This is a genomic window from Candidatus Nomurabacteria bacterium (assembly GCA_023898465.1).
In the GTDB taxonomy this organism is placed as follows: domain Bacteria; phylum Patescibacteriota; class Patescibacteriia; order HK-STAS-PATE-3; family HK-STAS-PATE-3; genus HK-STAS-PATE-3.
The window spans coordinates 67,880-83,183 of record CP060223.1; the positions used below are offsets into that span (position 1 = coordinate 67,880).

Annotated in this window: 7 protein-coding genes; all 7 read left to right on the forward strand. The window is 49.9% G+C overall.

Annotated features, from left to right (window positions below):
* Positions 1-112 precede the first annotated feature (112 nt).
* Positions 113-3,649 (forward strand): DUF2341 domain-containing protein, encoded by a 3,537-nt coding sequence (locus tag H6760_00320; GenBank protein ID USN53606.1) that lies wholly within the window; start codon positions 113-115, stop codon positions 3,647-3,649.
* Complete coding sequence (locus H6760_00325; GenBank protein ID USN53607.1) at positions 3,546-5,120, forward strand: fibronectin type III domain-containing protein; 1,575 nt, start codon at positions 3,546-3,548, stop codon at positions 5,118-5,120. The genes H6760_00320 and H6760_00325 overlap by 104 nt, the downstream gene beginning before the upstream one ends.
* An 11-nt stretch (positions 5,121-5,131) precedes the next feature.
* Positions 5,132-8,389, forward strand: coding sequence for a DUF2341 domain-containing protein (locus H6760_00330; GenBank protein USN53608.1), 3,258 nt, complete (start codon positions 5,132-5,134; stop codon positions 8,387-8,389).
* Between the two features lie 11 nt (positions 8,390-8,400).
* Positions 8,401-9,684 carry a fibronectin type III domain-containing protein gene (locus tag H6760_00335; GenBank protein ID USN53609.1) on the forward strand — a complete coding sequence of 428 codons (1,284 nt, stop codon included), beginning with the start codon at positions 8,401-8,403 and terminating at the stop codon, positions 9,682-9,684.
* Positions 9,685-9,753: 69 nt separating this feature from the next.
* Entirely contained in the window at positions 9,754-10,119 is a 366-nt protein-coding gene (locus H6760_00340; protein USN53610.1) for a fibronectin type III domain-containing protein, read from the forward strand.
* Positions 10,120-10,559: 440 nt separating this feature from the next.
* Positions 10,560-13,718, forward strand: a complete 3,159-nt coding sequence (locus H6760_00345; protein USN53611.1) for a DUF2341 domain-containing protein — start codon at positions 10,560-10,562, stop codon at positions 13,716-13,718.
* 329 nt (positions 13,719-14,047) lie between these two features.
* Entirely contained in the window at positions 14,048-15,301 is a 1,254-nt protein-coding gene (locus H6760_00350) for a fibronectin type III domain-containing protein (protein ID USN54048.1), read from the forward strand.
* Positions 15,302-15,304: the final 3 nt, after the last annotated feature.

Sequence of the window (15,304 nt, forward strand, 5' to 3'; positions counted from 1 at the left end):
TTTTGGGTTTGAAAAAACTCAGAGTGTTTTGTTGTTGACGAAATGATGAAAATATATCAAAATAAAACGGTAGTTTAACTTTTCTTTACTGAAAGAAAAAGGGGGATTTGGCTTGAAGATTAGCCAAGGAAAGAAAAAACAGGACTGGAAGGCTAGAAAAAAGAGAAAGTCAGGAAGATTCAGCCTTTTCAGTAATTTTTTTCAGAAAAATCGACGTCGTCAGACTAAACTGGAGCAACCCCACAGCTTAAAGCCTGGGGCTGTTTTATTGCAGCTTTTTAGACAGACGCGACGTTACCGGGCTCAACAGCTTGTCTCTATTAGTCTGGCAATTGTTTTGCTCTTGGCTTTTGGTTTTCAAATGTTTGTTGTAGCGGCGCCACCTGAAACTGCTTTTACGACGGTAAGCTCCGATGCTGAATGGAATATGGGCACGCTTGAAGATGTCACTGTGAATAGTGGCAGCATTGAAATTTCTGGAGACGGGGGAGCTGGCTGGTTGAGTGGATGGCAAAATAGGCAGCCGGTCACAATTACCAATACCGGTTCAGCGCAGACAAACTATCAAGTAAGAGTTGATGTTACCTATGATGCCAAAATGCAGGCGGATTTTGATGATTTACGTTTTGCAAAAGCTGATGGCACTGAGCTGGACTTTTGGCTGCAATCTAAAGTTGATTCTACCTCAGCCGTTGTTTGGGTGGAGGTGGATTCTTTGGCTGGATCGGGCGATACGGTGATCTACATGTATTACAATAATTCTGGCGCTTCGAGTACATCGGACGGAGCGGCGACTTTTCCTCTCTTTGATGATTTCAATGATGCAAGTATAGACACGGGTAAATGGGTAGAAGTTGATCCCAGCTCAAAAATTGATGAATCAGCCGGATCGCTCCGTTTCCTTTACGGGTCTGGTAGTGGAGCATGGAATGCAAGTGTGTATGGCGTCACTTCTTTTACGCGGGCGGATTGGAGTTTTGAGTGGGATCAAACTTGGATTAGCGATTATAATCCATATGACGCCTTCATGTTTGGCTGGAAAGATGATGGCGGAGCGGTAAGTTACACAAATCTCGTGTATGGCTACTACAATAGTGGGTCGGGTTTTTGTACAACGAACTGTACAGGGAATGTGTATGAAGATGGGAATAGTCGGGGAAATGCTGGAGTATGGGACAAAGATGTAACGTATAATCTGCGGGTTCGCATGCGAAGTGCTGGCGGAGCTTACTATGAAAAGAGTACAAACAATGGGGGATCATGGACAACCGATTATACAAGCACCTATTCAACTGAGGCTTCTCTTCATCCAGCCTGGATGCATTACGCAGGTGATTATTTGATTGATAATGTGCGGGTACGTAAATGGATGGCAAGCGAGCCAAGTCTTGTCTTTGGCACCGAAGAATCCGCCCTCCAATCACCTGGGACCTACACCTCCCACAACCTTGATCTCCAGTATATCTACCAATGGGGAGACTGTGCCTCTGGCTGTAATGACTCTTCCACTGCCTTCACTACCAACATCACGGTTCCCAGTAACACCTCAGTCCAGTTTGAACTCCGCCATTCAGCTGACGGCTCCACCAACTGGTCATCATGGACATCCCTGGCTACCTACACTACCTCTGGTACCAAAACGCTCACCCGAGGAGACCTAGTGGGTCTCATTGGTGATATCTTCAATCGTTATGTCCAAACTCGGATTACGCTGACCTCCTCAGATGGGAGTAGTAATCCTTCCATCGCTGACTACCGCTACGACTACACCAGAGAAACTGATCCGCCCAGTAATCCCAACACGCAGAATGGCTATGCCTCGAATGGAGGAGCAGCCATTACTTCAGGTAATTGGTACAACCATCCAGCTCCCTACTTCACCTGGAGTGGCGCCAGTGACACTGATGCTGGTATGTCCGGAGGCTACTCCGGCTACTGGGTCTGCTTTGGCACCTCATCCTGTGAACCTACCTCTGGTACCTTTGTGTCTTCCGCTGCCTACACGGCTGGGAGTCTCACTACCAATACGACCTACTACCTCCGCATCAAAGCGAGAGATGCTGCCGGCAATGTGGCCACCTCAGCCTACGATGCCTTTACCTACAAATACGACGCCACCCCACCAGCCAATCCCTCTGGTATCCTGCCTGATCCGGCTGGCTTTACCAATGTGAATGACTTTGACTTCACCTGGAATACCGGCTCCGATGCGGGTGGCTCTGGTATTGCTGAATACTGCTACAAGACCGGAGAAGATGGCTATGTCGAAACCTGTACCGCCTCCACCTCAGTCACGGGTATTACTGCCTACCAAGAAGGAGCCAATATCTTTTACGTGAGAAGTAAAGATATCGCTGGCAACCTCCCCACCTTCTACACCCAGGTCTCTTACTACTACTCTGCCAATGCGCCTTCACCACCGCAAGGACTCGAGGTGGACCCCACAGAGAACACGGCCAACTCCTTTACCTTTACCTGGCTACTTCCCGCCTCCTACTCCAATCCGATTGCCACCTACCATTACTCGGTAAATGCCTTACCCACGGCAAGTAACACGACCGCAACGACCAACCTCAGTGTCGGTCCTGGTGCCTTTGCCACCCAACAAGGCACGAACATCTTCTATGTCGTCGCCAAAGACACCGCTGGCAACGTGGAATGGGACTCCTACGCTGCAGTTGAGTTCACCGCCAATACCACTGCTCCAGGTATTCCAACTGGTGTGACCCTGACAGACTCATCCATTCGGGCCCAGAACAAGTATTCCCTCACCCTCACCTGGGATGCTCCAGAGAACGAAGGCTCAGGTATTGATCACTACGTCATTGACCGCTCAACCACTATCGGCTGCAGTGATGGTTCAGGTACCTGGGTCCAGCATGCCACCACCACCGCTGAAGGCTACTTTGATCCGAATCTTTCCAATACCACGACCTACTGCTACCGCGTGAAGGCAGCCGACAATGCCGGAGCCCAATCCGCCACCTCCTCTATTGTCTCCATGCGTCCAGAAGGCCGCTTCACTGAACCTCCAGAACTCATTGGCTCCCCAGGGGTTGAAGCCTACATCCAGTCGGCGACCGTCGAGTGGCTGACTGATCGCGAAGGCAGCTCCTTTGTGGAGTTTGGCACGTCCTCAGATACTCTTGATCGTGTCATGGGCCAAGACGACTTTGTGACCAGTCACAGTGTCACCCTCCTCGACCTTGATCCGGCTACTACCTACTACTATCGTACGAAATACACTGACCAAGACAGTAATACCGGCTATTCTTCAGTCCTCTCCTTTACCACTGCTGATGCACCGTCAGCTCCGACCAACCTCAGTGTGGACCCAGAGAGTAATACCCGAAACTCCTTTACCTTTGCCTGGGATCCCCCCAGTGATGCTGGAGTCACTATTCAAGGCTACTTCTACAGTGTGAATGATGTCCCCACCAGTACGAATACCTCCTTCACTGCTCAGCAAGAGCTTGGCCCTGGCGCATATGCCACGAGACAAGGGAGAACGTCTTCTACCTTGTCGCTATTGATGAAGGAACAATGTGAACTACGACAACTATGCTGCAGTCGCTTTCACTGCCACGACCCCCGCTCCTGCCATCCCCACCGGCCTCATCATTACCGATGCCTCGAACCGAGAAACTGAAGACTACTCTATTGCCTTGAAGTGGAAAGCAGTGACCACTGAACAAGCCGGTAGCCTGGAAGATGACGCGGTGACCTACGAGATTCTCCGTTCCACTGATGGAGACAGCTTCTCCACCGTGGCCAACATTACCTCGACTGGCTACCTGGACGTCGATCTCGACAATACGACGGAGTATTACTACCAAGTGAAAGCCAAAGACTCCGCCGGCGCTGCTTCAGCTCCTTCGACCACCGTCTCAGATATCCCTGAGGGGAGATATACCACTCCACCGGAGATTACCAAAGCCCCCCACGTTACTCCTTCCAGCTTCTCAGCCAAGGTAGAGTGGAGTACTGGACGGCCAACTACCTCCTTTGTTCAATTTGGCACTAACCCCGCCTCATTAACAGAAGAGCAGGGTACTTCAAACCTTATCGCTGACCACGAGGTAACCATTGAGGGTTTGCAGCCTGAAACTACGTATTCATATAGAGTAAAAAGTGTTGATGTGGATGGAAACATTTCACATTCAAGTGTTGCTACATTTACCACCCAGGCTGCTCCACGTGTTTCAAATGTAGGCATCAGCGACGTACGTTTATTTGATGCTCTCATTAGCTGGGAAACAAATAAAGCGACCACAACTTCACTTGAGTATGGCACCACCACGAACTATGGTACAACGGTGAGCGATGCAACAGGATCAACTACCACATCTCATTTATATAAGTTAGAGAATTTGCAAGATGACACGCTCTACCATCTTCGTTTCCGTGGCGTTGATGCAGAAGGGACGCAAGTTAGTTCCGACGACTACACCTTCACCACCCTGACTTTCCCCCGGGTCGAGAACATCACCTGGGCTAATCAAGCCGAAGGCGAGACCGAAGTGCAATGGACTACGAATGTCCCCACCACCTCCCAAGTGGAATATTACAACGAAACTACTCCAGCCAAGACCCAAGGTAATACGGTCCTGACCACGGAACACTCCGTCCTCCTCTTTGGCCTCGACGATGCCACCATTTACCAATTCCAAGTCCGAGGCACTGACCAATTTGGCTACGAAGCCATCTCAGATGAGCAAGAGTTCCGTACCCTGGAAGATACTACCCCTCCAGTCGTGAGTAATGTGCAGGTAGAGTCCAATACCATTGGCTCAGGTGAGCTCTCTCGTGTGCAGATCATTGTCCGCTGGACCACCAATGAGCCTACCTCTTCTCAAGTCCGCTTTGGTGAAGGAAATAACCTTTCCTCTGAATCAGATGTGAACCCAGAGTTAGTCTATGATCACCTCCTTGTCGTCTCAGACCTAGAACCAGCGAGAACCTACAATATTCAAGCTATTGCCGTCGACAAAGCAGGGAATAGTACTGACTCTGATACCTACCGAGTGCTTACCACCCGTCGGAGAGATTCCTTCCTCCAACTGGTCATTGGCAACCTGGAAGACACCTTTGCCTGGTTTACTAATATTGGAGGACTCTGATGGCACGGACGATGAAACATTGGCATAGAGGTGCAAAGAAGCGACCAGCTCATCCAGCAACACGTACGAGCTATCGTCGAAAATATCGCCAGCAAGTAGGTATCTCGATTGCGGTGTTTTCACTTTTCCTACTCACTATCTCGTCATTTATCCAGGCAGCCGCACCAGAAGCCACCTACGTTGAAGTAACTTCAGACGCGGACTGGAACATGGGCACCTTGAGCGATGTTACGGTGAATAGTGGGAGTATTGAAATCTCTGGAGATGGGGGAGCAAACTGGATAGCAGAATCAGGATGGCAATTGCGGCAAAAGATTACCTTTGATGCTTCTACGCTCACGACATCTCTGAGTTATTTTCCCATCATGGTGCATATTGATAATACAAATACGGATTTTTGGGCAGGAGCGGCAAGTCGTGACGAAGTACGCTTCGGTGATAGCGATGGTGCCGTTTTAGATTTTCATTTTGAAAAATTTGATCATACTGCCGATGATGCCATTGCCTGGGTTGAAGTGCCAACGCTAACTAATGATTCTTCTGATCACATATATCTCTATTATGGACACGCTTCACCAGCTAACGGTGAAGATGAAGCGGGCACCTATGATAATGACGGAAATTTTGTTGGCGTTTGGCACATGGCAGAGACAAGTGGTACGTCATATGATTCTACAAGTAATAACGTTGACCTCACTCCTCGCAATGCACCAACCCAAGATGAAACTGGCAAGGTAAATGGAGGAGATGGCTTCACAGGAAACGGCGACGCGCTCCATAATCAAACGTCAAGTATCGTATTTGGAAATAGTATTACTCTAGAAGGTTGGTTTAAGCGAACCGGATCCGGTACTGGGTCCGGAAGAATTTTAGAATTTTCCCTGGATGGCGACGCTGATAGCCACGCCTTAGCCGTCGATTCAGACGGTTCACTTCGAGCCTGGGTGCAATGTACGACTGGTCGAGTTGGCAGCGCTGATGATCCTACTGTATATGGTACAGGAACTTGGTATTACTTCGCTTACACCTATGACGGATCGATTGGTCGACTTTATGTGAATGGTGTTCAGAAAAAAACTGCAAGTGGATCTTGTGCAAATTTAGATGATGCAGGGGACACTATTCTTGGAGCAATTTCTGACCAGAGCGGTGCTTACTCCCTGCCGCAACATGAATTTGATGGATATTTAGATGAACATCGTGCTTCTGATGTAGCTCGATCAGCTGATTGGATTAAAGCTGCTTATCTCTCCGAAACCGACACCCTCATCTCGACCTGGGGAAGTGAAGAATCCGCCCTCCAATCACCTGGCACTTACACCTCCCACAACCTTGATCTCCAGTATATCTACCAATGGGGAGACTGTGCCTCTGGCTGTAATGACTCTTCCACTGCCTTCACTACCAACATCACGGTTCCCAGTAACACCTCAGTTCAGTTTGAACTCCGCCATTCAGCTGACGGCTCCACCAACTGGTCATCATGGACATCCCTGGCCACCTACACCTCCTCTGGTACCAAAACGCTCACCCGAGGAGAGATGGTCACCCTCGTAGGCGATATCTTCAATCGTTATGTCCAAACCAGAATTACCCTCAGCTCCTCAGATGGCAGTAGTAATCCTTCCATCGCTGACTACCGCTACGACTACACCAGAGAAACTGATCCCCCCAGTAATCCCAACACCCAGAATGGCTATGCCTCGAATGGAGGAGCAGCCATTACTTCAGGTAATTGGTACAACCATCCTGCTCCCTACTTCACCTGGAGTGGAGCCAGTGATACTGATGCTGGTATGTCCGGAGGCTACTCCGGCTACTGGGTCTGCTTTGGCACCTCATCCTGTGAACCTACCTCTGGTACCTTTGTGTCTTCCGCTGCCTACACGGCTGGGAGTCTCACTACCAATACGACCTACTACCTCCGCATCAAAGCGAGAGATGCTGCCGGCAATGTGGCCACCTCAGCCTACGATGCCTTTACCTACAAATACGACGCCACCCCACCAGCCAATCCCTCTGGTATCCTGCCTGATCCGGCTGGCTTTACCAATGTGAATGACTTTGACTTCACCTGGAATACCGGCTCCGATGCGGGTGGCTCTGGTATTGCTGAATACTGCTACAAGACCGGAGAAGACGGCTATGTCGAAACCTGTACCGCCTCCACCTCAGTCACGGGTATTACTGCCTACCAAGAAGGAGCCAATATCTTTTACGTGAGAAGTAAAGATATCGCTGGCAACCTTCCCACCTTCTACACCCAGGTGTCCTACTACTACTCGGCCAATGCTCCTTCACCACCGCAGGGACTTGCGGTTGATCCGACCGAGAACACGGCGAACTCCTTTACCTTTACCTGGCTTGCTCCCGCCTCCTACTCCAACCCGATTGCCACCTACCATTACTCGGTGAATGCCTTACCCACGGCAAGTAACACGACCGCAACGACCAACCTCAGTGTCGGTCCTGGTGCCTTTGCCACCCAACAAGGCACGAACATCTTCTATGTCGTCGCCAAAGACACCGCTGGCAACGTGGAATGGGACTCCTACGCTGCAGTTGAGTTCACCGCCAATACCACTGCTCCAGGTATTCCAACTGGTGTGACCCTGACCGACTCATCCATTCGGGCCCAGAACAAGTATTCCCTCACCCTCACCTGGGATGCTCCAGAGAACGAAGGCTCAGGTATTGATCACTACGTCATTGACCGCTCAACCACTATCGGCTGCAGTGATGGTTCAGGTACCTGGGTCCAGCATGCCACCACCACCGCTGAAGGCTACTTTGATCCGAATCTTTCCAATACCACCACCTACTGCTACCGCGTGAAGGCAGCCGACAATGCCGGAGCCCAATCCGCCACCTCCTCTATTGTCTCCATGCGTCCAGAAGGCCGCTTCACTGAACCCCCAGAACTCATTGGTTCCCCAGGGGTTGAAGCCTACATCCAGTCGGCGACTATTGAATGGTTAACAGATCGTGAGGCGAATTCATTTGTTGAATTCGGAGTAGCGTCTGACACTTTGGACCGAATTATGGGACAGGACGATTTCGTTTCCTCGCATACAGTACAATTATTGGATCTAGAGCCTGCCACAACATATTATTATCGAACCAAGCATACTGATCAGGATAGCAATACTGGTTACTCTACAATTTTGTCATTTTCAACGGCGGACGCCCTCTGCTCCAACAAATTTGACCGTGAGCCCAGAAAGCAACACACGCAATTCATTTACTTTTTCATGGGATGCGCCAAGTGATGAAGGAGTAGATGCAGGGATATTTCTACAGTATTAATGACGTGCCAACTAGTACAAACACTTCCTTCACTACGCAAACTGAATTAGGTCCAGGTGCATATGCTAGCCGGCAGGGTGAAAATGTGTTTTATGTAGTAGCGATCGATGATGCAAATAATATTAATTATAGTAATTACGCAAGTATTTCATTTAGTGCTGAAACCCCCGCTCCTGCCATCCCCACCGGCCTCATCATTACCGATGCCTCGAACCGAGAAACTGAAGACTACTCTATTGCCTTGAAGTGGAAAGCAGTGACCACTGAACAAGCCGGTAGCCTGGAAGATGATGCGGTGACCTACGAGATTCTCCGTTCCACTGATGGAGACAGCTTCTCCACCGTGGCCAACATTACCTCGACTGGCTACCTGGATGTCGATCTCGACAATACGACGGAGTATTACTACCAAGTGAAAGCCAAAGACTCCGCCGGCGCTGCTTCAGCTCCTTCGACCACCGTCTCAGATATCCCTGAGGGGAGATATACCACTCCACCGGAGATTACCAAAGCCCCCCACGTTACTCCTTCCAGCTTCTCAGCCAAGGTAGAGTGGAGTACTGACCGTGATGCTGATTCCCACGTAGAATATGGCAGCACCTCAGATCTCACTGAAGAGCAAGGGACGATTGATGAAACTGATGAACATAGCATCCAACTCGAAGGACTCCAACCAGAAACGACCTATTACTACCGCATTCGTTCACGTGACCAAGATGGCAATGTAGCCCTCTCGAGCATCACTACCTTTACTACCTTGGAGGCACCGAGGGTGTCAAACGTAAAGATAAGCGACATTCGTTTATTTGATGCTTTTCTTACTTGGGATACGAATGTTGCTTTAACTACTGAACTTGAGTATGGCATTTCTACAAATTACGGAACCATTGTGAGTGATGCCACAGCCTCAAGAACAACCAGCCACACGGTAAGACTGCAAAACCTCACTGATGGTACACTTTACCACTTACGTTTACGAGGAACAGATAGTGAAGGAAACTTACTTTTGTCCGACGACTACACCTTCACCACCCTGACCTTCCCCCGGGTCGAGAACATCACCTGGGCTAATCAAGCCGAAGGCGAGACCGAAGTGCAATGGACTACGAATGTCCCCACCACCTCCCAAGTGGAATATTACAACGAAACGACTCCAGCCAAGACCCAAGGTAATACGGTCCTGACCACGGAACACTCCGTCCTCTCCTCTTTGGCCTCGACGATGCCACCATTTACCAATTCAAGTCCGAGGTACTGACCAATTTGGCTACGAAGCCATCTCAGATGAGCAAGAGTTCCGTACCCTGGAAGATACTACCCCTCAGTCGTGAGTAATGTGCAGGTAGAGTCCAATACCATTGGCTCAGGTGAGCTCTCTCGTGTGCAGATCATTGTCCGCTGGACCACCAATGAGCCTACCTCTTCCCAAGTCCGCTTTGGTGAAGGAAATAGCCTTTCCTCTGAATCAGATGTGAACCCAGAGTTAGTCTATGATCACCTCCTTGTCGTCTCAGACCTAGAACCAGCGAGAACCTACAATATTCAGGCTATTGCCGTTGACAAAGCAGGGAATAGTACTGACTCTGATACCTACCGAGTGCTTACCACCCGTCGGAGAGATTCCTTCCTCCAACTGGTCATTGGCAACCTGGAAGACACCTTTGCCTGGTTTACCAATATTGGGGGGTTGTAGCATAGAGAAAGTTGAAGAAGTTTTAGGAATTTCCTGATTTGACTAAATCAAGGAAAAATTTTACAATATAACAACAAAAAATAATTTTAATTTGCGAAATTAAGGATTTTGGCTTGAAGATTAGCCAAAAAATTTTTTTCGGGGAAGAGAAAAAGAGCCAAGGCTCAAATATCTCAAGCACGAAAAAAACAAGACTTCAAAGCTATCTAACTGGTAGCATGCTTCATAGAAAAGAAAAAAACCAGGCAACTCTGCGCGTGGTTTTTTTGTGCTGACAAAAAAATATCGCCTGCAGTCAGTCATCTCGGTAATGCTTGCCATTACTTTAGGTTTCGGCATTTTTTGCAGTTTAATGCAATTGCCGCTCCACCAGAAGCCACTTACATTGAAGTAACTTCAGACGCAGACTGGAACATGGGCACCTTTTGAGCGATGTTACAGTGAATAGCGGGAGTATTGAGATCTCCGGAGATGGGGGAGCGAACTGGATAGCAGAGTCTGGCTGGCAATTCAGACAGCAATTGACCTTTGATGCATCTTCATTAAGTGCTCCAGTCGCCAATATGCCGATTATGGTGCATATCAGTGCATCCAACACTGACTACTGGGGCGAAGTGACCTCAAGAGATGAAACCCGTTTCGGCGATAGCGATGGTACGGCTTTAGACTTTCATTTTGAGAAATTTGATGATGCCAATGATGATGCGATTGCCTGGGTAGAAGTGCCTCAGGTTGATAATGCTGATACCGACTCCATCTATCTTTACTATGGAAATGATGCGGCAACGAATGGTGAAGATGGGGCGGGCACCTATGATAATGATGGGAATTTTCAGGGTGTATGGCACATGAATAATGCAACCAGCACCACAATCAGCGATAGTACTGGACATGGTTATACCGGTACAAAGGGTGCGAGCACGGCTGCCCCAACTCAGGTCAACGGACAAATTGGTTATGCACAATCTTTCGACGGCGGTGACTATATTGATTTTGGCAACGTTCTTAATCCAGGAAGTAATGATTGGACTGTAGAAATTTGGTTTAAAACAACTTCAAATGGGAGTCCTAGTTCACGAATTCTCTATAATAAAGAGAATTTGTACGAGGCTGCGGCAGCCGGAAGTTCTTACCACGACTACGCCTGGCAGCCGCACTGGGCTTGGGATGGAGGAACTGCTTTTTCCGTTACAAATAATGTTTGGCATTTGTCTGGGACGACATACGATAAGTCCAAGCAACGTTTATATAAGAATGGTGTCCTTGTGTACAACCGGGACCAGGGTGGCGTCATGGGGACAACCACTTCACGCTTACAATTTGGCGCCCGAGGAGATACTGGGCACTCATCTTTTTATATTGGAGAGATTGATGAAGTGCGCATGTCGAGTACGGCTCGGAGCGCAGACTGGTTAGCCTTAGCGCATCTCTCCGAAACCGACACCCTCATCTCGACCTGGGGAAGTGAAGAATCCGCCCTCCAATCACCTGGCACTTACACCTCCCACAACCTTGATCTCCAGTATATCTACCAATGGGGAGACTGTGCCTCTGGCTGTAATGACTCTTCCACTGCCTTCACTACCAACATCACGGTTCCCAGTAACACCTCAGTTCAGTTTGAACTCCGCCATTCAGCTGACGGCTCCACCAACTGGTCATCATGGACATCCCTGGCCACCTACACCTCCTCTGGTACCAAAACGCTCACCCGAGGAGAGATGGTCACCCTCGTAGGCGATATCTTCAATCGTTATGTCCAAACCAGAATTACCCTCAGCTCCTCAGATGGCAGTAGTAATCCTTCCATCGCTGACTACCGCTACGACTACACCAGAGAAACTGATCCGCCCAGTAATCCCAACACCCAGAATGGCTATGCCTCGAATGGAGGAGCAGCCATTACTTCAGGTAATTGGTACAACCATCCAGCTCCCTACTTCACCTGGAGTGGCGCCAGTGATACTGATGCTGGTATGTCCGGAGGCTACTCCGGCTACTGGGTCTGCTTTGGCACCTCATCCTGTGAACCTACCTCTGGTACCTTTGTGTCTTCCGCTGCCTACACGGCTGGGAGTCTCACTACCAATACGACCTACTACCTCCGCATCAAAGCGAGAGATGCTGCCGGCAATGTGGCCACCTCAGCCTACGATGCCTTTACCTACAAATACGACGCCACCCCACCAGCCAATCCCTCTGGTATCCTGCCTGATCCGGCTGGCTTTACCAATGTGAATGACTTTGACTTCACCTGGAATACCGGCTCCGATGCGGGTGGCTCTGGTATTGCTGAATACTGCTACAAGACCGGAGAAGACGGCTATGTCGAAACCTGTACCGCCTCCACCTCAGTCACGGGTATTACTGCCTACCAAGAAGGAGCCAATATCTTTTACGTGAGAAGTAAAGATATCGCTGGCAACCTTCCCACCTTCTACACTCAGGTGTCCTACTACTACTCGGCCAATGCCCCTTCACCACCCCAGGGACTTGCGGTTGATCCTACCGAGAACACGGCGAACTCCTTTACCTTTACCTGGCTACTTCCCGCCTCCTACTCCAACCCGATTGCCACCTACCACTACTCGGTGAATGCCTTACCCACGGCAAGTAACACGACCGCAACGACCAACCTCAGTGTCGGTCCTGGTGCCTTTGCCACCCAACAAGGCACGAACATCTTCTATGTCGTCGCCAAAGACACGGCTGGCAACGTGGAATGGGACTCCTACGCTGCAGTTGAGTTCACTGCCAATACCACTGCTCCAGGTATTCCAACTGGTGTGACCCTGACCGACTCATCCATTCGGGCCCAGAACAAGTATTCCCTCACCCTCACCTGGGATGCTCCAGAGAACGAAGGCTCAGGTATTGATCACTACGTCATTGACCGCTCAACCACTATCGGCTGCAGTGATGGTTCAGGTACCTGGGTCCAGCATGCCACCACCACCGCTGAAGGCTACTTTGATCCGAATCTTTCCAATACCACCACCTACTGCTACCGCGTGAAGGCAGCCGACAATGCCGGAGCCCAATCCGCCACCTCCTCTATTGTCTCCATGCGTCCAGAAGGCCGCTTCACTGAACCCCCAGAACTCATTGGTTCCCCAGGGGTTGAAGCCTACATCCAGTCGGCCACCGTCGAGTGGCTGACTGATCGCGAAGGCAGCTCCTTTGTGGAGTTTGGCACGTCCTCAGATACTCTTGATCGTGTCATGGGCCAAGATGACTTTGTGACCAGTCACAGCGTCACCCTCCTCGACCTTGATCCGGCTACTACCTACTACTATCGTACGAAATACACTGACCAAGACAGTAATACCGGCTATTCTTCAGTCCTCTCCTTTACCACTGCTGATGCACCGTCAGCTCCGACCAACCTCAGTGTGGACCCAGAGAGTAATACCCAGAAACTCCTTTACCTTTGCCTGGGATCCCCCAGTGATGCTGGAGTCACTATTCAAGGCTACTTCTACAGTGTGAATGATGTCCCCCACCAGTACGAATACCTCCCTTCACTGCTCAGCAAGAGCTTGGCCCTGGCGCATATGCCACGAGACAAGGGAGAACGTCTTCTACCTTGTCGCTATTGATGAAGCGAACAATGTGAACTACGACAACTATGCTGCAGTCGCTTTCACTGCCACGACCCCTGCTCCTGCCATCCCCACCGGCCTCATCATTACCGATGCCTCGAACCGAGAAACTGAAGACTACTCTATTGCCTTGAAGTGGAAAGCAGTGACCACTGAACAAGCCGGTAGCCTGGAAGATGATGCGGTGACCTACGAGATTCTCCGTTCCACTGATGGAGACAGCTTCTCCACCGTGGCCAACATTACCTCGACTGGCTACCTGGATGTCGATCTCGACAATACGACGGAGTATTACTACCAAGTGAAAGCCAAAGACTCCGCCGGCGCTGCTTCAGCTCCTTCGACCACCGTCTCAGATATCCCTGAGGGAGATATACCACTCCACCGGAGATTACCAAAGCCCCCACGTTACTCCTTCCAGCTTCTCAGCCAAGGTAGAGTGGAGTACTGACCGTGATGCTGATTCCCACGTAGAATATGGCAGCACCTCAGATCTCACTGAAGAGCAAGGGACGATTGATGAAACTGATGAACATAGCATCCAACTCGAAGGACTCCAACCAGAAACGACCTATTACTACCGTATTCGTTCACGTGACCAAGATGGCAATGTAGCCCTCTCGAGCATCACTACCTTTACTACCTTGGAGGCACCGAGGGTGTCGGATGTGGTCATTTCTGATATCAAACTTTACGATGCGCTTATTGCGTGGAAAACAAACAAGGCAACAACAACGGTTTTGGAATATGGTACGACTGAGCAATACGGCCAAAGTCTCGCAGATACTTCTGGGTCCCTTACCACGAACCATATTGTGAAGCTTGATAGCTTAACCGATGATACACTGTATCATTTCCGTCCTACTGGTTTCGACGAGAGCGGGAATGCTCCAGAGAGTAGCGACTACACCTTCACCACCCTGACCTTCCCCCGGGTCGAGAACATCACCTGGGCTAATCAAGCCGAAGGCGAGACCGAAGTGCAATGGACTACCAATGTCCCCACCACCTCCCAAGTGGAATACTACAACGAAACTACTCCAGCCAAGACCCAAGGTAATACGGTCCTGACCACGGAACACTCCGTCCTTCTCTTTGGCCTCGACGATGCCACCATTTACCAATTCCAAGTCCGAGGCACTGACCAATTTGGCTACGAAGCCATCTCAGATGAGCAAGAGTTCCGTACCCTGGAAGATACTACCCCCCCAGTCGTGAGTAATGTGCAGGTAGAGTCCAATACCATTGGCTCAGGTGAGCTCTCTCGTGTGCAGATCATTGTCCGCTGGACCACCAATGAGCCTACCTCTTCCCAAGTCCGCTTTGGTGAAGGAAATAACCTTTCCTCTGAATCAGATGTGAACCCAGAGTTAGTCTATGATCACCTCCTTGTCGTCTCAGACCTAGAACCAGCGAGAACCTACAATATTCAGGCTATTGCCGTTGACAAAGCAGGGAATAGTACTGACTCTGATACCTACCGAGTGCTTACCACCCGTCGGAGAGATTCCTTCCTCCAACTGGTCATTGGCAACCTGGAAGACACCTTTGCCTGGTTTACCAATATTGGGGGGTTGTGATGA